Source organism: Sphingobium sp. YR768 (assembly GCF_900111125.1).
Lineage (GTDB): Bacteria > Pseudomonadota > Alphaproteobacteria > Sphingomonadales > Sphingomonadaceae > Sphingobium.
The window spans coordinates 355918-373655 of record NZ_FOGE01000002.1 but is presented as its reverse complement, the minus strand read 5'-3'; the positions used below and the strand labels follow the sequence as shown (position 1 = coordinate 373655).

Below are 17738 nucleotides of genomic sequence, written 5' to 3'. Positions count from 1 at the left end.
TCGTCACCTTTCCCTTTCATTGCGCGGCGGGACCCAGAAGAGGCGTCACAGGCGCCGTCGCAAACTTGTCTAAACCTATACGTGAAGCTCGCTTAACAGTTCCTGCATGTCGGTGGGCAACACACTTTGAAACAATAGGGGCTTTTCCGTTGCAGGATGTATGAACCCCAGTGTTTTCGCGTGCAATGCCTGCCTTTTGAAACCCAGCGTTTCCAGTATTGATTTGAAACCTTTTCTTTCTCTACCGTAAACCGGGTCCCCGATCAAGGGGTGTCCCAGATGCGCCATATGGACGCGGACCTGATGGGTTCGGCCGGTTTCCAGCCGACATTCCACCATCGCCGCGCCGCGCAGGCGGTCTATCATGCGGTAATGGGTGACGGCATGTTTGCCGCGCCCTTCCCGATGAACCGCCATCTTCTTTCGATCAGCGTCGGACCGGCCGATCCATGTATCGACCGTTCCGTTGCCCGGCACCGGAACGCCATAGACGATGGCGGCATAGAGCCGGTCGATGCTATGATCCTTGAACTGGCGGGCGAGGCCTTCATGGGCCTTGTCCGTCTTTGCAACGACCAACAGGCCGGAAGTATCCTTGTCGATGCGATGAACGATGCCCGGACGCGCCACGCCGCCAATACCGGACAATCGACCGGCGCAATGATGCAGCAAGGCGTTAACCAAGGTGCCGTCCAGATTGCCGGCGGCAGGATGGACGACAAGGCCGGCGGGCTTGTCCACCACGATCAGGTCGTCATCCTCATGGACGATGACGAGCGGGATGTCCTGCGCCACCGTATCGAGCGGGACGGGTGGGGGCAGGGTGATACTGTAAAGCTGACCGGCCGATACCTTCATCGACGCATTGATCTTGTTCGTCTGTGGGCTTTGTACCTGGCCTTCGCCAATCAGCGTCTTCAGCCGCTCACGCGACAGGTCGGGCAGAAGATCTGCCAGTGCGCGATCTAGCCGCAGCCCGTGCTGGGCCTCACCGATCGCTGTTTCAATGATGGAAACCCCCGATTGCATTGCGTAGGGATGTAGGAATGACGGTAGCGATTTCAAGATCATTGTTGGAACAAATCATGGCCCTGGCAGCGGCGAGCCGGGACGAGATTTGCGGTCTGTTGCTGGGACGAGACGATGCGATCGAAGCAATATTGCCCACCGCCAATGTGGCCCCCGATCCCGCACGGCATTTCGAACTGGACCCGGCGGCGCTGATCGCGGCGTATCGAGCGGCGCGCAAGGGTGGTCCGGCGGTGATCGGCCATTATCATTCGCACCCTTCGGGCGTCGCCGCGCCTTCGGAAACCGATCGCGCCTGCGCAGCGCCGGATGGAAGTTTGTGGCTGATCATCGGGGGCAGAGAAGCCACTTTATGGCGCGCAGGGCCGGGTGTGGCGGTTAATGTCAATTTTACCAAAACTTCCCTCGACGGTCGGTGATGGAAAGGCGGCAGGCCGGGCTTGCATCGGGCGGCAGGGCAGCGCATTAGCCAATTAACGCGCCTTTTCTGCCCTCTTATCCAGCGATCTTCATCCGCATGACCAATCCGACCGACAGTATCGAATTTGCCAGCCTGCTCTGCTCGCGCCTGTGCCATGACCTGCTCAGCCCCGTGGGTGCGCTGAACAATGGCCTGGAACTGATGGCGGATGAAACCGATCCGGACATGCGGGAGCGCTGTCTGGACCTGCTGGGTGAAAGTGCGCGGACGTCGGCCAACAAGCTCAAATTCTTCCGGCTGGCATTCGGTTCGGCGGGTGGCTTTGGCGATGCGGTGCCCCCGCATGAAGCGCGGGTCGCGATCGAGGGCATGTTTGCCGGTACGGGTCGGGTCAAGATCGGCTGGATGGTCGAGGAACAGTTGCTCGACAAGCTGGCGGCCAAGATCTTGCTCAATCTGGCGCTGATTGCCGGCGATGCGCTGGTGCGGGGCGGGCAGCTCGACATCGGCGCGGAAACGCGGCCGGGTGTTACGGAGATCGTCGTGCGTGCCGAAGGGCCGAAGGTCGTGCTGGACCCCGATTTGCGCGGGGCGCTGGCCGGGACGCTGCCGATCGAGGGCTTGGCGTCGCGTACGGCGGCAGCGTGGATGACGCGCCAACTGGTGATCGAGGCGAAGGGCGATATTGCATTGTCGCCGCCAGGCGAGCCGGTACTGCTGTTCGGCGCCTCTATTCCCGAGCGACGCTGAAGCCGCAGGCGGTCAGGCGCTTTCCGAGAGCGTCGTCGCTCTCCTCTTCCAGCGCGAGAAGCGCGATATAGGGATCGCCTGACAAACCAAGCAGCGCGGCGAAGGCAGGTTCGGTTTTCAAGCCATCCTGCCTTTTGCGGAGGACGGCCTCTCTCAGCGATGACCCGCCGAGAGCGAGCAGGCGGCGTTCGATCATGAAATGGCGCTGGCCATGCTGCCGGGACACCGGGCAAGGCTGGCCGAAAATTTCGAAGGACCAGCCATCGGCCGAGAAACGCACGATGATAGCGCGCAGGTCGGCGCGGTGATGCAGCGAAAAATCGGGCAGAGTGCCTATCACTTCGCGCAGGAATGTAGAAAATGCATTCAAGTCATTGGATTCGCATAGAATGTCGATGTCGCTGGTCGGCAACTCTATGCCGAGCGGCGGCGTTCCGGCGACATGCGGATCGAATGCGGCGAGTTTCGTCATGATCCCGCTACGGGCCAGTGCCTCGTCATAGGTTATGCGGGTCATGCCGCATGCATTTCCTTTACCAGTTCGGCTATCAGGTCAGCGGCGGGGAGGCTGCGGGCGAGTGGTGCGCCCTGACCAGCCCATTGGGCGCCATAGCCGCTTTCGCCGCTGGTTTTGGCTGTTTGGTTGAGGGCTTTTCCGGCGTCATAGGCGATCGGATAGTCCGGGATCTGCGTATCGCTGGTCGCGGCCCAGTGTGTGAAACGGTTGGCCAGGCATCGGGCGGGGCGGCCGGAAATGGCGCTGGTCATCAGAGTATGGTGGGCGGCGGGACTGGCCAGGGCGGCGCGATAGGCGGCGTCGGCGCTGCTTTCCGGGCAGGCGATGAAGGCGGTGCCGAGTTGCGCGGCGATGGCGCCTAGATTGAGCGCAGCCCGGACGCCGTAGCCATCCATGATTCCGCCCGCTGCGATGACGGGCAGGTCGCAATGCTCGACCAGCAGGCGGGTCAGGGCGATGGTGCCAAGGCGGGCGTCCGGTGCCTGCGGATCGAAAACGCCGCGATGGCCACCGGCTTCATAGCCCTGTGCGACGATCGCATCGATACCCGCCGCCTTGATCGCCAATGCTTCGTCCAGATTGGTGGCGGTGGCGAGAAGGAGGCTGCCGGCGTCCTTGAGGGCCGCAATGCGGCGCGTGTCGGGGAGGCCGAAATGGAAGCTCACAACGGCAGGTCTGGCCTCCACCAGCATTGCCAGCATGGCGTCGTCCACGGCGAAGCTGCGATAGATTTCCCGCAGGGATGGCGGCGGGGCTGCGCCATATTGCGCGAAGAGCGGCGCCAGCGCAGCTATCCAGCCTTGCTCCACGTCGGGCTTCGGCTGCGCCGGCTGATGGACGAAGAGGTTGACGTTGAAGGGGCGATCGGTTCGGGCGCGCACGGCATCGATCATAGTGCGGGCTGCTGGCGCATCGACGGCGCCGATCCCGATTGACCCCAGTCCACCGGCATTGCTGACGGCGGCGGCCATTTCCGGTGTGGAAACGCCTGCCATTGGGGCCTGAATGATCGGAACGGACAAGCGGAGAGAGTCGAGTGCGGTCATGCCTGGCATGTGGGCGTGGATGGGGCAAAGGAAAAGGCCCGGTCGCGATGTGCGGCCGGGCCTTCCCGAAATTTCAGTCCTGAAAAGATCAGGCCCGAGAGATTATGCGCTGTAGTACATGTCGAATTCGACCGGCGACGGCGCCATTTCCCAGCGATAGACTTCAGGCCACTTCAGTTCGATGTACGCATCGATCTGGTCCTTGGTGAAGACGTCGCCCTTCAACAGGAACTCATAGTCGGCTTCGAGGCTGTTGAGCGCTTCGCGGAGCGAACCGCAAACGGTCGGCACCTGGCTCAGTTCTTCCGGCGGCAGGTCATAGAGATTCTTGTCCATCGCGGGTCCCGGATGGATCTTGTTCTCGATGCCGTCGAGGCCGGCCATCAGCAGCGCGGCGTAGCACAGATAGGGGTTGGCCATCGCGTCGGGGAAGCGGAATTCCACACGCTTTGCCTTGGCGCCGGCGCCGTAAGGGATACGGCAGGACGCCGAACGGTTACGTGCCGAATAGGCCAGCAGAACCGGTGCTTCGAAGCCCGGCACCAGACGCTTGTAGCTGTTGGTGGTCGGGTTGGTGAAGGCGTTCAGAGCCTTGGCGTGCTTGACGACGCCGCCGATGAAGTAGAGGCACATGTCGGACAGACCGGCATAGCCTTCGCCCGCGAACAGCGGCTTGCCGCCGTCCCAGATCGACATGTGGGTGTGCATGCCCGAACCATTATCCTGCGCGATCGGCTTGGGCATGAAGGTCGCGGTCTTGCCATAGGCCTGGGCGACCATCTGCACGACATATTTGTAGATCTGCATGCGGTCGGCGGTCTGAACCAGCGTACCGAAGGTCAGGCCGAGTTCGTGCTGGGCTGCAGCGACTTCATGGTGATGCTTGTCGCAGGGCAGGCCCATTTCGAGCATCGTGCTGACCATTTCGGCGCGGATGTCGGTGCAGGGGTCGACCGGCGCGACGGGGAAATAGCCGCCCTTTGCGCGCGGGCGGTGGCCCAGATTGCCGCCTTCATATTCCTTGCCGGTGTTGGTCGGCAGTTCGATGTCGTCGATCTTGTAATAGCTCTGCGAATAGTCGTTTTCGAAACGCACATCGTCGAACATGAAGAATTCGGCTTCCGGGCCGACATAGATGGTGTCGCCGAAACCAGCCGACTTGACGAAGGCTTCAGCGCGCTTCGCGCAGGAGCGCGGGTCGCGGGCATAGAGTTCGCCGGTGTCGGGTTCCACGATGTCGCAGAAGAGGATCAGCATCGGGGTGGCGCTGAACGGATCCACATAGACGGCGTCCAGGTCGGGCTTCAGGATCATGTCGGATTCGTTGATCGCCTTCCAGCCTTCGATCGACGAACCGTCGAACATCAGGCCCTGCGTCAGCTCATCTTCGCCAATGACGCTCGACACCATGGTCAGGTGCTGCCACTTGCCCTTGGGATCGGTGAAGCGGACATCGACCCACTCGATCTCCTTTTCTTCGATCATCTTCAGGATGTCTTTTGGCGTGTTGGCCATGTGCAGTTGCCCTTCTGTTGAAATACCCCCCCGAAGGGGTTGTTGAAGTCACTCTTCGCCGCCCCCTGTAAGTCGGCGAAATTCGAAGAAGATCAGATGGCGTCGCTGTCGCGTTCGCCGGTACGGATGCGGACCGCACCCTCGATATTGGAAATGAAGATCTTGCCGTCGCCGATGCGGCCGGTCTGGGCAGCCGAGCAGATCGCTTCCACCACCCGGTCGGCCAGGGCATCGTCGACGACGACTTCCAGCTTCACCTTGGGGAGGAAATCGACGACATATTCGGCGCCGCGATACAGTTCGGTATGGCCCTTCTGGCGGCCGAAGCCTTTCGCTTCGGTGACGGTGATGCCCGAAACGCCCACTTCGTGCAGCGCTTCCTTGACCTCGTCCAGTTTGAACGGCTTGATGATGGCTTCGATCTTTTTCATCACTCGTAATCCCAACCCATGACGCACGCGAGAGTGCGGGAGCGACCCGCACCTTTCTCTCCTTCGAGCGACGAACGACATGCCCCCCAAGGCTGGCGTCGTCTCTCTTGGCAATCAATTACCGTGCCAAATGGCGAATCGCTAGGAATGCTTTCGGCGATGCAGCAATATTTGTCCATATTGCCCGGATTCCGGGCAATATCATGACGTCATGCCTGTTTTTTGGGCAGGCTTGCGATGATCAGAGCTTATAAGGGGGGCAGTTGAGCCCGGTGGGGCTGCTGGTGAAAATCTCGCAGCCGGTTTCGGTGATTCCGATGCTATGTTCGAACTGGGCGGATAGGGTGCGATCGCGGGTTACGGCGGTCCAGCCATCGTCCATCATCTTCACGCCGGGTTTGCCGATGTTGATCATCGGTTCGATCGTGAAGAACATGCCGGGCCGCAATTCCGGACCGGTGCCGGGGCGACCGATATGGACGACCTCCGGACTGTCATGGAAGACCCGGCCCAGCCCATGGCCGCAAAAGTCACGGACCACGCCGTAGCGATGCTTTTCGGCATGTTTCTGAATGACATGGCCGATATCGCCCAGATTGTTGCCGGGCCTGGCCTGCTCGATGCCCAGCATCAGGCATTCATAGGTAACTTCGATCAGACGGCGCGCCTTGATGGACGCTTCGCCGGCAATATACATGCGGCTGGTGTCGCCATGCCAGCCATCGACCAGCGGGGTCACATCGATATTGACGACATCGCCGTCCTTCAGCCGATAATCGCCCGGAATGCCGTGGCAGATCACATTGTTGATCGATGTGCAGCAGCTATGGGTGTAGCCGCGATAGCCCAACGTTGCCGGCACGCCGCCGCCATCCAGCGTCATGCGACGGACGATGTCGTCCAGTTCGCCGGTCGTGACGCCCGGCACCACATGCGGCACCAGCGCATCCAGTATCTCGGCCGCCAGCCGCCCGGCTTTGCGCATGCCGGCAAAGCCTGCCTCGTCATAGAGCTTGATCGCGGCGGAGCGCGAAACCGGCGCATCGGCCGTCATCGTCATATATTCGGTCATGGCGCTGATTATAGGCGCAGAGGACGGATAATGCGAGAGGGCGGCTAGGCATGGCGCGCGGCGCAGGCTATGGGCTTTGCCATGGCCGATCCGACCCGCATCTGGACCGCAGCGCTGATCGTGATCGGCGACGAGATTCTCTCCGGCCGCACCCAGGACAGGAATGTCGCGCAGATCGCGACCTGGCTGAACGTGCAGGGCATCCGCCTGCGCGAGGTGCGGGTGGTCCCCGATGATGAGCCTGCCATCGTCGAAGCGGTCAATACGCTGCGGGTGCGCAACGATTATCTGTTCACCACCGGCGGAATCGGCCCGACCCATGACGACATCACGGTCGATGCGATCGCGGCGGCGCTGGGCGTCGGCGTGGACATTCATGAAGGCGCGCGGGCTATCCTGTCGGCCTATTATGAAACGCGCGGCGGGCTGACGGAGGCGCGCTTGCGCATGGCGCGCGTGCCAGCAGGTGCCGAGTTGATCAAAAACCGCATGTCCGGTGCACCGGGCATCCGGCATGGCAATATCTTCATCATGGCGGGCGTGCCGTCGATCACGGCCGGTATGCTCGACAGCCTGACCGGCACGCTGGAAGGCGGTCTGCCGGTGTTGTCGGCCACCATCGGTTGCTGGGTGGCCGAAAGCGAGATCGCCGATCTGCTGGCCGCGACGGAGAGGGCGCATGAGGGGTGCCAGATCGGCAGCTACCCCTTCTTCCGGGAAGGGCGGACCGGCGCGAATTTTGTGATTCGCGCTACGGAATCGGTCGTGCTGGACGCCTGCGTCGCCGACCTCAGCGCCGCGCTGGAACGCGGCGGCTGGGCCGTGACGGCAGGCGGTATCTGATCTGCCTTACTTGGCTTCGGCCTTCAGATAGGCGATCAGGTTGGCGCGATCGGCCGGATTGGGCACGCCGGCAAAGGCCATCTTGTTACCGGGGACCAGCGCGCTCGGCTTGGTGATGAAGGTGTCGATGCTCTTGGCATCCCAGCGGATTTTCGCTTTCTGCATCGCCGGGGAATAGGCAAATCCGGCCAGCGTGCCTGAAGTGCGGCTGAAAACGCCGGAAAGGTTCGGCCCCATTTTCTTCGGGCCGGGTTTCACATCATGGCAGAGCGCACAACGGGCAAATACGGTCTTGCCCTTGGCGGCATCGCCGGCCTGGGCCAAAGCGGGTGCGCTGGCTGCGCAAAGAGCGAACAGGACGAGCGTTCTGGCAACAGGCACAAGCGACATCGATGATTTCCCCTTGGTAATGCGACAGCATTGTTTCCGGTCTTTGCCGGAGATGTGCCTTTACGGCATGCCGTATGAATGGGGCTTGAAGCAGGGGGACGTCAATATGCGTTGCTATGCATTGTTGCTGATCTTTTAACGCCGCTTTCAATCGCAGGCGCGCACATCCCAATGATAGGACAGAGGAAAGATCGTTACGACAGGGGCCTTATGGCTAACGACAATGCGTGCGCAGGGAGAGGATGGATGAAGGTCGGTATCATCGGCATGATCATGGCTCTGGTCACGACAATGGCAGCGGTGCCGGTTCAGGCCGGGTCGAGCGAATTGGTCTATGTCGGGATGCACGGGACGGAAGTGCGGGCAGGGCGGTTTGATAGCAGGACGGGCAGCCTGACGATGATCGGGCCGGTCGCATCGGTGCCGCGTCCAACATGGAGTGTGAAGCATCCGCGCCTGTCCATCCTGTATGTCGCCAATGAGGATGGGAATGACGGTACCAAAAATGGCAGCGTCTATGCCTTTCGGATCGATCCGAAGAGCGGGGCGCTGACCAAGATCGGCGAGGCGGATGCAGGCGGCGGCGGGACGACCCATCTGGCGCTCGATTCGCGATCGATGACCCTGGTCGCGTCCAACTATGGCGGTGGATCGGTGGCCACTATTCCCATCCTGCGCGACGGGAATTTGGGCAAGGCGGTGTCGGTTGTCGCCGCTAGCGGATCAGGCCCGCACCGTCGACAGGCCAAGCCCCATGCGCACAGCGCGCAGGTCGATCCGTCGGGGCATTATGTCGTGGTTGCCGATCTGGGGGCGGACCGGCTGTTCGTCTATCCCTTCGACGGCAAGAAACGGACGCTGGATGCGGACGCGGCTGGGCGGGCGCGGGACTATGTCGCTGCGCCCGGCAGCGGTCCGCGCCATTTCGCCTTTCATCCCAATGGCCGCTTTCTCTATCTGGTCACCGAGTTGACGGCGGATATCCAGACGCTTGGCTGGGATGCGGCGGCCGGGCGTTTCAGCCTGCTGCAATCGCAATCGACCAGCGAAAAGCCGGATACCCCGCAGTCCAGCGCTTCGGAGATCCTGGTCAGCCGCGATGGTCGCTTCGTCTATGCCGGCAATCGTGGCGAAAACAGCCTGCTGGTTTATGCGGTCAATCCGACAACCGGGCATCTGTCGCTCGTTCAGCGGATCGGTTCGGGCGGGGATACACCCTGGAGTTTCAGCCTTGATCCGAGTGGACGATGGCTGTTGGTCGCCAATGAGAAATCGGATCGGCTATCGACCTTTGCGGTGGATCGTGCATCGGGCCGGTTGCGCGATACCGGGCATGCCGCGACCTCACCAAAGCCGGTCACTATCAGTTTCACGCGATGAATGAGCCGCTTTTCAGGCTTTTATAGAAGTCGGCAGGCAGAGCATAATTGTCAACGGGATCGGCCTTGACACAGCTACGGTATCGTTAGATATTTCTGTCATGACAGAAATATCTAACGAGTCGAGCAAGCTGCCCCAGGCCGTCGAGGAGTTCGTTCTCCGTTGGGGCGACATGGGTGGGCAGTGGGGCGTCAATCGCTCGGTCGCGCAGATCCATGCGCTGCTCTTCCTGTCCGACCGGCCGCTGACGGCGGAAGATATTGCCGACAAACTGGATATGGCGCGGTCCAACGTGTCCAACAGTTTGAAGGAATTGCTGATCTGGAAGCTGGCGTGGAAGGCGCCGATGCTGGGGGACCGGCGCGATCATTATGTCGCCGAAACAGACCTGTGGCAGATGGCGAACAAGGTGGCGCAGGGACGCAAGGAGCGGGAGATCGATCCGATGGTCGCTGCTATCCGTGCCGCTATGGCCGGGGTGGACGATCCGCGCATCAGTCCGGTGGTGCGTAAGCGACTGCACAGCATGCACGATTTCATGAATACGGTCGAGGGCTGGTATCGGCAGATGCTGGATGTGCCCCCATCGCAGATCATGACGCTGATCCGCATGGGGTCCAAGGTCGTGGGCCTGCTGAAGTTCGTCGGCGGCCGGAATAGCAAGGTTGAACCGGACTGATCCGCTTATTTTTTGCTCCTTAATTTCTCTTTGTACAGAAATATCAAAAATTACTGGAGGAAGGGTTCATGGCATGTTTGGCGATAATGGGCGAAGGGACGGGTGAAATGCCCGCCGATCGCCCGGACAGGCATCTCCCCGATATGCGCTTTCGCGCTTTGCTGGGGGCGCAGGCCTGGGACCAGTTGCCCGCCACGGTGCGGACCCGCTTTTCCAAGCGCCTGCTGCCCGGACGGTCGGTCAGCTATGCCGGGCAGGTCACGACCTGTACCATGCACCCGCTAGGCTGGGTGCTGGCGCAGGCTTGCCGGTTGATCGGCGCGCCGCTGCCGCTGGGGCGGGACCTGGGCGTCGCGGCGATCGTCACCGTAACGGAGGACGGCGCCAGCGGCGGGCAGATATGGACCCGCGTCTATGCACGGGCGCGCGGCTTTCCGCAGGTGATCCACAGCGCCAAGCGCTTCGCCGGGCCGACAGGACTGGAGGAATATCTGGGCGCTGGATTTGGTATCGCCCTGAAACTGGAGGCCGGTCCGCGCGGCATCCGCTTTCGGAGCGACCATTATTTCCTGGCGCTGGGCAAGCTGCGCCTTCGGTTGCCGGCGTGGATCGGCCCCGGCGCGCTCAGCATCGATCATGAAGATCAGGGGGAGGGGGGCTTCGCCTTCACATTGAAGCTGCGGCACCCGTTGCTGGGCGAACTCATTCGACAGGTCGGTCATTTCCATGATCAGCCCGCCGCACAAAAGGAGCAATTGGCATGACCGACCTGCTTTGGATCATCGTCGCGGTGCAGATGGGGATGGGGGCGTTCGACACCTTCTATCATCATGAAGGCACGGAAAGGCTGGCCTGGCGACCGGGGCAGCAGATAGAGTTGCGGCTGCATGGCGTCCGCAATCTGGCCTATGCGCTGCTGTTCACGGCGCTTGGATGGACGATGCCCCAAGGCGGGTGGGCCGTCGCGCTGATCCTGCTGATGATCGGCGAACTGATCATCACGCTGTGGGATTTCGTGGAGGAGGACCGCACCCGGCACCTGCCATGGACGGAGCGGGTGGTGCATACGCTGTTGACGCTGAATTATGGCGTCATCCTTGCCCTGCTGCTGCCCATTCTGATGGGCTGGGCAAAGGAGCCAACGGGCCTGTCGCTGGTTGATTATGGCATGATGAGCTGGTTTTGCGCCATTGCTGCTGTGGGCGTGATCCTGTCCGGGCTGCGTGATCTGGCGGCGGCGCGGCGCTGTCCGCACATCGTTCCCGCACCCGCCGCGTCGCTGGCAGGCGCTTTGAACGGCCGCAAGGCGGTGCTGGTGACTGGCGGCACCGGTTTTGTCGGCAGCCGACTGGTGGAGGCGTTGGCGACGGCAGGTCATGATGTTCTGGTCCTGACCCGCGATCGGGCCAAAGCGATCCCGTTGCTGCAAGCCGGGTATGTCCGGATCATCACCACCCTTGACCAGATCGAAGCGGCGGAGCGGATCGACGCCATCGTCAATCTGGCGGGCGAACCGATTTCCGACCGGCCATGGACCCGCGCCAAGCGCATCCGCATCCTGCGGTCGCGCCTTGCCGTGACCCATGGGCTGGTTCGGCTGATCCGGCGGCTGGAGCATCGACCTGCGGTGATGATCAGCGGATCGGCCGTTGGCATTTATGGGCTGCGGGGCGATGAAGTGTTGCGCGAAGGGGATGGCGGCACGGCCTGCTTTTCCCGGCGGGTATGCCTTGGCTGGGAACGTGCGGCGCAGCCGATAGAAGCGCTGGGTGTCAGGACGGTCTATCTGCGCACCGGGCTGGTGCTGGACGCGGCGGGCGGGATGCTGGCCCGGATGCTGGCGCCGTTCGAATATGGTGTCGGCGGGCGCTTCGGTGATGGCTGGCACTGGATGAGCTGGATTCATCGCGATGACCTGGTCCGGCTGATTGTTCATTGCATCGCCATGCCGACGATCTGCGGGCCGGTGAATGGAACCGCGCCGGAGCCTGTCACCAATCGCGCCTTCACCGCTGCGCTGGGGAAAGCGCTGCATCGCCCGGCCATTGTGCCGATCCCGGCCTGGCCTTTGCGTCTGCTGCTTGGCGACTTTGCGTATGAGCTGCTGCTCAGCGGGCAGAAAGTGCTGCCCGAAGCTGCCCTGGCCAGCGGATTTCGTTTCCGCTACCCTCGCATCGACGGCGCGCTTGCAGCTATTGCCGGAGCGGATCGTCGGTCAGGCGCGCTGCCGCAACTTCCCCATGCCATCCAGCAAATGAGCGTCTGACCATGATTAACTTGATCTTCCGTCACGCATCCTATTAACTCCGACAAATGACGAGGATGACGTGGAAGGCCAGCCGCCGCGATATGATCGCAGGCGGTGTGGCGGGGCTTGCGGCTGCGGGAGCGGTGCGCGCAGGGGCAACATCGACGGAAGCGGGCAAAGCGCTGCTGGCGCCGCGTCCGCCGATGGGGTGGAATAGCTGGAACAGCTTTGCCACGACGATAACCGAGGCGCAGGCGCGAGAAACCGCCCGGATCATGGCGGATAAGCTGCTGACCTTTGGCTATGACATCTTCACCGTGGACATTCAGTGGTATGAGCCCGAAGCGTCGAGCTATACCTATAATGCGAAACCCAAGCCCGCGATGGATGGCTATGGCCGGATGATTCCGGCGCCCAATCGCTTCCCCTCCAGCGCTGGCGGCAAGGGCTTCACCCAGTTGGCGAAAGAGGTGCATGCGCTGGGCATGAAATTCGGCATCCATGTGATGCGCGGCATTCCGCGCGCGGCGGTCGAGCAGAATTTGCCGGTTTTGGGCACGAAATATCGCGCGGCCGACATCGCCGACAGGGAGAGCATCTGTTCCTGGAACCCGGACATGTATGGCGTCGATATGACGCGGCCGGGCGCGCAGGCTTATTATGACAGCATCTTCCGCCTCTATGCCGACTGGGGCGTCGATTTCGTCAAGATGGACGATATGAGCCGCCCCTATGACGCTCATGCGCCGGAGATCGAGGCGGCGCACAAGGCGATCGTCGCGACGGGGCGGCCGATCATCCTGAGCCTGTCGCCGGGTGAAACGCCGGTGATCCGGGGCGATCATGTGCGCAAATATGCGCAGATGTGGCGCATTTCCGACGATTTCTGGGACGACTGGACGATGCTGGAGGCGCAGTTTACCCGGCTGGAGAACTGGACGCCCTATCGCGGGCCGGGATCATGGCCGGATGCCGACATGCTGCCGCTGGGGCGACTGGCGCTTGGCGAGCGGGATACGCGCTTCACGCCGGACGAACAGAAGACGCTGATGACATTGTGGGCGATCGCGCGGTCGCCGCTCATCATGGGCGGCGATTTGCGTCATCTGGACGCGGCGACCTTGGCGCTGCTGACCAATCGGGAGGTGCTGGCGGTCAATCAGGCGAGCCAGGGCAATTGCCCGCATTTCGTGGAAGATGGCGTGCGGGTCTGGTCGGCCGTGCCGGAGGATGGAAAGGGGCGCTATGTCGCTTTGTTCAACACCGGCGACAAGGCGCGGCAGGTTGGCGTGAAACTGCGCGATCTGGGGATCGACGGGCCGGTCGCCGTCCGGGATTTGTGGGAAGGCAAGGCGCTGGGGCAGCAGGCGGAGCGGGTGTCTGTGGTGCTGCCGGCGCATGGGAGCGCACTGTATCGATTGGGTTGACATATCAGGCTGTTCCCCGGCGAAGTTGATGGGAGGCACGTGACTCCCATCAACTTCGCTGGGGAACGGCTTGGTTGGTTGCGTTACTTCCGGACCGCTGCGCTCTTGTCGCGGATCGCCTTGAACTCCGATCCGGCCTTCCATTCGGGCCAGCGGGTGGAGAAGGCGAGATCGCGGCCGATGTCGTACATCAGGTCTACGTCCTGCGCGGCGCCGTCCAGTTTCCAGGTGTCGTCAACCGCGTCGCAGGCCTGATGATAGCATTTGCCGGTATAGGTATCGATCCACGCCTGACCGGCGGCACGGCCGCCCTCCATCATGTCGGATGCGCCGGCAAGGCCCATCATCAGCAGCACGGGCACGCCGCGCTTGGCCATGGAGAAATGGTCGGCACGGTAGAAGAGGCCGCGTTCGGGCAGGCTTTCCTGCGTGATGACGCGGCCTTGCTTGGCGGCGAACTTCGCCAGATCGTCCTCCAGCACATTCTGGCCCTTGCCGATCAGGATGACGTCCTTTGCCTTGCCGCCGGTCTGGAGCACGTCGATGGTCAGGTTGGCGACCGTCTTGTCGAGCGGATAGACCGGGCTTTGGGCGTAAAATTCCGATCCCAGCAGGCCGCGTTCTTCCGCCGTCCAGGCGGCGAAGACGATCGAGCGGTCGGGGGCGGGGCCGGCCTTGAAGGCACGGGCGATTTCGAACAGGCCGGCCATGCCAAGTGCGTCGTCATTGGCGCCGGCACGATAGATGCGGCCCTGTGCGTCGGGCGCACCCTTGCCATAGGCATCCCAATGGGCGCCATACATGACCGTTTCGTCCGGCCGCTTGGCGCCGGGGATGCGGGCGATGACGTTGGCGCTCTTCACCACTTCCTGGGTCACCGGGAAGGCGGCGGAGAAGGTCGCGCCCTTGAGTTCGACCGGCTTGAACTTGGCCGAGCGGGCCTGCTTGCGCAGGGCGGCGAGGTCTTGTCCGGCGCCGGCGAAGAGGGCCTTGGCCGCAGCCCCCTCGACCCAGCCCTGCACTTGCAGGCTGGTCAGCTTGTCGGCGGGGCGGACGAGGTCGTAATTTTCGCCGCTCGGGCTGGTGACGACGTTCCAGCCATAGCCGGCACCCGGCGTATCATGGACGATCAGCGCGCCGATCGCGCCGTGGCGGGCTGCTTCCTCGAACTTGTAGGTCCAGCGGCCATAATAGGTCATGGTCTTGCCGCCGAACTTACCGAACGGGTCTTCGCCCTTCACCGCCTCGAAATCCGGGTCGTTGATCAGGAAGACGGCGATCTTGCCCTTGAGGTCCACGCCTTTGAAATCGTCCCAGCCGCGTTCGGGGGCGGAGACGCCATAGCCGACGAAGACCATCGGCGCGTTGGCGACGGCGACCTTGTCCTTGGGCTGGAGGGTGGAGAGATAGACTTGGCGTCCGAAGGTCCAGGGGGTGGCGGTGCCGTTCTGGGCGACCTGCAACCCTTCGGCTTGACCGAGGCGGGTGTGGAGCAGCGGCACGGTCTGCACCCACTGGCCGTCCGGACCGCCCGGCTCCAGCCCCAGTTGCTCGAAGCGGGCGACGACATAGCCGATCGTGCGTTCTTCGCCGACGGTGCCGGGCGCGCGTCCTTCGAACAGGTCGGACGCCATGGTGCGGACCGACTGTTCAAGTCGCTGCGGATCGGTGGTCTGGGCATGAAGCGCGAGGGGCGTAAGGGCGGCGGTCAGGCCAAGGGCCAGAGCAAGGGTACGGAGTGTCATCCGAACGCCTTACGCCCGGCCCCGCGCAGGGGAAAGAGGGATCAGAACTCGATTTCGAGCTCGGCCATCTCTTCGGGTTCGGCGCGCGCCGCATCGATCCATTCGCGCATCAGCGGCCAGTTGTTGATCGTCTGGCAGTAGGCGGCGGAGGTTTGCGTTACGGGCACGGCATAGGTCAGGAAGCGCTGGGCCACCGGGGCGAACATGGCGTCGGCGACAGTTGGCGTATCGCCGAACAGCCAGGGGCCGCCATAGCTGTCCAGACATTCCTGCCAGATGGTTTCGACCCGTTCGATATCCGCCTTCGCGCCGGAGAAGATCGGGAAGCGGGCGTGGCGCACCTTCAAATTCATCGGCAGGGCAGAGCGCAGATTGGCGAAGCCCGAATGAATTTCCCCCGACACCGACCGGCAATGGGCGCGGGCGATGCGATCGGCCGGATACATGGCGGCCTGCGGATAAAGCTCATGCAGATATTCGGCGATCGCCAGCGTGTCCCACACGCTCGCCCCTTCATGGGTGAGACGCGGGACCAGCACGGACGGGGAGAGGAGCAGCAGTTCTGCCCGGTTCTCCGGATCGTCCAACGCCACCGGTTTTTCTTCCACCTTCAGCCCCGCAAGGCGGCACAAAAGCCATCCGCGAAGCGACCAGGACGAATAATTCTTACTGGATAGAGTGAGTTCCGCGACAGCCATGCCTACCCTCCCGCTTTAGTCCAACGTCCCATTAATGGTGATGCAGTGCAACACAAAAAGCCTGTATAGCGTTTCAGCAAAATACCGATTCGGTTCGCGCGCACAGATCAAGGCTTTTTTGTTATCATGCGTATGCTTTACAGTGGTTATCAGGCTTGGAACGACATGCTGGCTCCCGCTCGTCTGGGCGCGCAATGGGCACTGGGCATGCGGGACAAGATGGGGCCGATGGCCGACTGGGCGATGCCGCGCCGCATGTTCGCGCTGATGGATGTGTTTGAGGGCGCCAAGCTGACCCACAAGCGTCCGGCTTATAACATCCATACGGTCACTAGCGGCAATGCCGAGGTGTCGGTGCGTGAGGAGATCGCGCTCGACCTGCCATTCGGCGACCTGCTGCACTTCGCCAAGGACGAGGTGGAGGCCCACCAGCCCAAGGTGCTGGTGGTGGCGCCGATGTCCGGGCATTTTTCGACGCTGCTGCGTAGCACTGTCGCCACGCTGCTGCGCGATCATGATGTCTATATCACCGACTGGAAGAATGCCCGCGACGTGCCGATGGAGGCCGGGCGGTTCGGTTTCGACGATTATGTCGACTATGTAATCCGTTTCCTCCAGGAACTGGGCGAAGGGTCGCATCTGGTGTCAGTATGCCAGCCCTGCGTGCCTGCGCTGGCGGCCGTGGCGCTGATGTCGGAGGACAAGGACAAGGCGACGCCCAAGTCGATGACGCTGATGGGGGGGCCGATCGATCCCAATGCGGCGCCGACCGTGGTCAATGATCTGGCCAATGAAAAGTCGATCAAATGGTTTGAGGAAAATCTGATTTCCGTGGTGCCGTTCCGTTATGCCGGGCGCGGGCGCGAAGTCTATCCGGGCTTCCTGCAATTGTCGGCTTTCGTATCGATGAACATGGAGCGCCATGGTGCGACCCATCGCGAACTTTACCAGTTGCTGGCCGATGGCAAGACGGTCGAGGCGGATCGGATCAAGACCTTTTATGAGGAATATTTCGCGGTCCTGGACATGACCAAGGAATTTTACCTCGAAACCGTGGATATGGTGTTCCAGCGCACTTTGCTGTCGAAGGGCGAATTGACGGTGCATGGCCGCAAGGTCGATCCGGGCGCGATCCGCAAGACGGCGCTGCTGACGGTCGAGGGCGAGAAGGACGATGTCTGCGCGGTCGGCCAGACCTCCGCTGCCCATGGCCTGTGCACCGGGCTGCGTCCGCATCTCAAGCGCCATCATCTCCAGCCGGGGGTCGGCCATTATGGCGTCTTTTCCGGCAGCAAATGGGAAAAACAGGTCTATCCGCAGGTGCGGAACATGATCCTGGCGATGAACTGACCGGCGGCAATCCGCCGCTGTTTGTGCCGGCAAAATAGTAAAGCGACGCCTTAACTTCGCATATTTCCCGCGAAACGGGACATTTTCTGACGCATGTTGGAAATCATGTTTCGTGGATGGTTAGGGGTGGACGATGGGAAAGAGCCGTTCGGGATATTGCCCTTTATCGCCCTTTGTAGGACAGGATGGCGCTGGTC

At 62.1% G+C, this 17738-nt stretch carries 18 protein-coding genes; 9 read left to right on the top strand and 9 right to left on the bottom strand.

Translation table 11 applies throughout. The features are described 5' to 3' along the window. Positions 1-75: 75 nt before the first annotated feature. A complete protein-coding gene (locus BMX92_RS04175) occupies positions 76-1029 on the bottom strand; it encodes an RluA family pseudouridine synthase (RefSeq protein WP_093012295.1) in 954 nt (317 codons plus the stop codon). Positions 1030-1046: 17 nt separating this feature from the next. Here BMX92_RS04175 and BMX92_RS04170 point away from each other — a divergent pair, with 17 nt between their 5' ends. Both BMX92_RS04170 and BMX92_RS04165 read left to right on the top strand, forming a co-directional pair. Next, positions 1047-1448: a Mov34/MPN/PAD-1 family protein gene (locus BMX92_RS04170; protein ID WP_093012292.1), complete on the top strand. Its 402-nt coding sequence runs from the start codon at positions 1047-1049 to the stop codon at positions 1446-1448. A gap of 98 nt (positions 1449-1546) precedes the next feature. After that, a complete protein-coding gene (locus tag BMX92_RS04165; protein WP_093012289.1) occupies positions 1547-2200 on the top strand; it encodes a histidine phosphotransferase family protein in 654 nt (217 codons plus the stop codon). Here the strand turns inward: BMX92_RS04165 and BMX92_RS04160 are convergent. From BMX92_RS04160 to map, 5 genes are all read right to left on the bottom strand, one after another. Beyond that, positions 2181-2717, bottom strand: a complete 537-nt coding sequence (locus BMX92_RS04160) for a DUF4269 domain-containing protein (RefSeq protein WP_093012286.1) — start codon at positions 2715-2717, stop codon at positions 2181-2183. The two genes, BMX92_RS04165 and BMX92_RS04160, sit on opposite strands and share 20 nt — an antisense overlap. Then, positions 2714-3763, bottom strand: coding sequence for an NAD(P)H-dependent flavin oxidoreductase (locus BMX92_RS04155; RefSeq protein WP_093012284.1), 1050 nt, complete (start codon positions 3761-3763; stop codon positions 2714-2716). The genes BMX92_RS04160 and BMX92_RS04155 overlap by 4 nt, the downstream gene beginning before the upstream one ends. 102 nt (positions 3764-3865) lie before the next feature. Further along, on the bottom strand, positions 3866-5278 hold the full coding sequence (gene glnA, locus BMX92_RS04150; RefSeq protein WP_093012281.1) for a type I glutamate--ammonia ligase: 1413 nt from the start codon (positions 5276-5278) through the stop codon (positions 3866-3868). 92 nt (positions 5279-5370) lie between these two features. After that, positions 5371-5709: a P-II family nitrogen regulator gene (locus tag BMX92_RS04145; RefSeq protein ID WP_093012278.1), complete on the bottom strand. Its 339-nt coding sequence runs from the start codon at positions 5707-5709 to the stop codon at positions 5371-5373. Between the two features lie 241 nt (positions 5710-5950). Next, on the bottom strand, positions 5951-6781 hold the full coding sequence (gene map, locus BMX92_RS04140; RefSeq protein ID WP_093012275.1) for a type I methionyl aminopeptidase: 831 nt from the start codon (positions 6779-6781) through the stop codon (positions 5951-5953). Positions 6782-6862: 81 nt separating this feature from the next. Between map and BMX92_RS04135 the strand changes: the two genes are divergently transcribed. Beyond that, positions 6863-7624 carry a competence/damage-inducible protein A gene (locus BMX92_RS04135; RefSeq protein WP_093012641.1) on the top strand — a complete coding sequence of 254 codons (762 nt, stop codon included), beginning with the start codon at positions 6863-6865 and terminating at the stop codon, positions 7622-7624. A gap of 6 nt (positions 7625-7630) precedes the next feature. Here the strand turns inward: BMX92_RS04135 and BMX92_RS04130 are convergent, their stop codons facing one another. Then, positions 7631-8014, bottom strand: a complete 384-nt coding sequence (locus BMX92_RS04130; protein WP_093012272.1) for a c-type cytochrome — start codon at positions 8012-8014, stop codon at positions 7631-7633. A gap of 246 nt (positions 8015-8260) precedes the next feature. On the opposite strand from BMX92_RS04130, the gene BMX92_RS04125 reads away from it, so the two are divergent. From BMX92_RS04125 to BMX92_RS04105, 5 genes are all read left to right on the top strand, one after another. Beyond that, the gene (locus BMX92_RS04125) at positions 8261-9394 is read left to right on the top strand and encodes a lactonase family protein (protein ID WP_177184925.1); all 1134 of its coding nucleotides are present in this window, start codon (positions 8261-8263) and stop codon (positions 9392-9394) included. A 100-nt stretch (positions 9395-9494) separates the two neighbouring features. After that, positions 9495-10073, top strand: coding sequence for a GbsR/MarR family transcriptional regulator (locus BMX92_RS04120; RefSeq protein WP_093012265.1), 579 nt, complete (start codon positions 9495-9497; stop codon positions 10071-10073). Between the two features lie 68 nt (positions 10074-10141). After that, on the top strand, positions 10142-10837 hold the full coding sequence (locus BMX92_RS04115) for a DUF4166 domain-containing protein (RefSeq protein ID WP_256213261.1): 696 nt from the start codon (positions 10142-10144) through the stop codon (positions 10835-10837). Further along, complete coding sequence (locus tag BMX92_RS04110) at positions 10834-12339, top strand: TIGR01777 family oxidoreductase (RefSeq protein WP_093012262.1); 1506 nt, start codon at positions 10834-10836, stop codon at positions 12337-12339. The genes BMX92_RS04115 and BMX92_RS04110 overlap by 4 nt, the downstream gene beginning before the upstream one ends. 56 nt (positions 12340-12395) lie before the next feature. Then, positions 12396-13748 carry a glycoside hydrolase family 27 protein gene (locus BMX92_RS04105; protein ID WP_093012259.1) on the top strand — a complete coding sequence of 451 codons (1353 nt, stop codon included), beginning with the start codon at positions 12396-12398 and terminating at the stop codon, positions 13746-13748. 83 nt (positions 13749-13831) lie between these two features. On the opposite strand, the gene BMX92_RS04100 is transcribed toward BMX92_RS04105, so the two are convergent. Together BMX92_RS04100 and BMX92_RS04095 are read right to left on the bottom strand one after the other, a co-directional pair. Further along, positions 13832-15493: a M28 family metallopeptidase gene (locus tag BMX92_RS04100; RefSeq protein WP_256213260.1), complete on the bottom strand. Its 1662-nt coding sequence runs from the start codon at positions 15491-15493 to the stop codon at positions 13832-13834. 41 nt (positions 15494-15534) lie between these two features. Continuing rightward, positions 15535-16191, bottom strand: coding sequence for a glutathione S-transferase (locus BMX92_RS04095; protein WP_093012256.1), 657 nt, complete (start codon positions 16189-16191; stop codon positions 15535-15537). Between the two features lie 126 nt (positions 16192-16317). On the opposite strand from BMX92_RS04095, the gene BMX92_RS04090 reads away from it, so the two are divergent. Next, positions 16318-17541, top strand: coding sequence for a polyhydroxyalkanoate depolymerase (locus BMX92_RS04090; protein ID WP_093012253.1), 1224 nt, complete (start codon positions 16318-16320; stop codon positions 17539-17541). The last annotated feature ends 197 nt before the right edge of the window (positions 17542-17738 follow it).

Coding starts and splice junctions, on each gene's coding strand:
- BMX92_RS04130 (WP_093012272.1), bottom strand. CDS start 8,014: ATGTCGCTTGTGCCTGTTGCCAGAACGCTCGTCCTGTTCGCTCTTTGC.
- BMX92_RS04095 (WP_093012256.1), bottom strand. CDS start 16,191: ATGGCTGTCGCGGAACTCACTCTATCCAGTAAGAATTATTCGTCCTGG.
- BMX92_RS04160 (WP_093012286.1), bottom strand. CDS start 2,717: ATGACCCGCATAACCTATGACGAGGCACTGGCCCGTAGCGGGATCATG.
- BMX92_RS04155 (WP_093012284.1), bottom strand. CDS start 3,763: ATGACCGCACTCGACTCTCTCCGCTTGTCCGTTCCGATCATTCAGGCC.
- BMX92_RS04115 (WP_256213261.1), top strand. CDS start 10,142: ATGGCATGTTTGGCGATAATGGGCGAAGGGACGGGTGAAATGCCCGCC.
- BMX92_RS04120 (WP_093012265.1), top strand. CDS start 9,495: ATGACAGAAATATCTAACGAGTCGAGCAAGCTGCCCCAGGCCGTCGAG.
- BMX92_RS04170 (WP_093012292.1), top strand. CDS start 1,047: ATGACGGTAGCGATTTCAAGATCATTGTTGGAACAAATCATGGCCCTG.
- BMX92_RS04175 (WP_093012295.1), bottom strand. CDS start 1,029: ATGCAATCGGGGGTTTCCATCATTGAAACAGCGATCGGTGAGGCCCAG.
- BMX92_RS04110 (WP_093012262.1), top strand. CDS start 10,834: ATGACCGACCTGCTTTGGATCATCGTCGCGGTGCAGATGGGGATGGGG.
- BMX92_RS04105 (WP_093012259.1), top strand. CDS start 12,396: ATGACGTGGAAGGCCAGCCGCCGCGATATGATCGCAGGCGGTGTGGCG.
- BMX92_RS04135 (WP_093012641.1), top strand. CDS start 6,863: ATGGCCGATCCGACCCGCATCTGGACCGCAGCGCTGATCGTGATCGGC.
- BMX92_RS04100 (WP_256213260.1), bottom strand. CDS start 15,493: ATGACACTCCGTACCCTTGCTCTGGCCCTTGGCCTGACCGCCGCCCTT.
- map (WP_093012275.1), bottom strand. CDS start 6,781: ATGACCGAATATATGACGATGACGGCCGATGCGCCGGTTTCGCGCTCC.
- BMX92_RS04165 (WP_093012289.1), top strand. CDS start 1,547: ATGACCAATCCGACCGACAGTATCGAATTTGCCAGCCTGCTCTGCTCG.
- glnA (WP_093012281.1), bottom strand. CDS start 5,278: ATGGCCAACACGCCAAAAGACATCCTGAAGATGATCGAAGAAAAGGAG.
- BMX92_RS04125 (WP_177184925.1), top strand. CDS start 8,261: ATGAAGGTCGGTATCATCGGCATGATCATGGCTCTGGTCACGACAATG.
- BMX92_RS04145 (WP_093012278.1), bottom strand. CDS start 5,709: ATGAAAAAGATCGAAGCCATCATCAAGCCGTTCAAACTGGACGAGGTC.
- BMX92_RS04090 (WP_093012253.1), top strand. CDS start 16,318: ATGCGTATGCTTTACAGTGGTTATCAGGCTTGGAACGACATGCTGGCT.